The 576-nt window shown below is 55.9% G+C and carries 1 pseudogene; it reads right to left on the bottom strand.

Annotation, left to right across the window (positions count from 1 at the left end):
- Window positions 1–52: 52 nt before the first annotated feature.
- A pseudogene (locus tag F0U44_RS24300) lies at window positions 53–576 on the bottom strand (hypothetical protein); the annotation flags it as partial.

Genomic DNA, 576 nt, shown 5'->3' on the forward strand with positions numbered 1-576 from the left:
GGACGGCATCCGATCATACACAGTTAACGGTCCATGGGAAGCTGGGTCTGCATCATGACAGCGAGATCCTCGAGATAAGAGACTTCGTGTGGTAACGCTGGAACTTGGCGCCTACGGAAATGTGATGGAGTAACGATTGATCTTGGTTTTTGGATTTTTGGGTGTAGGTAATCGGTCTGTTGGCCAAGTAGGTCCGGAGGGCGCGCTCGCCCCAGGTCTGCGCCCGCGGCGGCTCGACACGTTGTCCCTTGTTCCTTCGGTCCAAGTACGTGATCAGGTCATCGTAGTAGTTCTTTTGGTAGTCGTAAATGTAGTTGTACTGGAGGAACTTCGGCCTGCACCAGTGCTTGAATACAAGCCGCCTAGGCTCTGTTGAGTCGTTGGGGTTCTCTGGTGGTGGAGGTTCGGCTTCCTCAGGCTTGGCTTGCTGGGCGCCCTCCTTACCGGGTTCGGCTTCAGAAGCAGCCGGGGCCTCCTCGGGCACCGGTTCGGGCTGCTCTGGAGTTTCGTCCTCTACGTCATCCCACATCTCGTAAAAGGGTAGTCTAACTGGGGTTGTAGAAACGTGCGCAGTGG

This window comes from Nocardioides humilatus (assembly GCF_008373755.1).
Taxonomy (GTDB): domain Bacteria; phylum Actinomycetota; class Actinomycetes; order Propionibacteriales; family Nocardioidaceae; genus Nocardioides; species Nocardioides humilatus.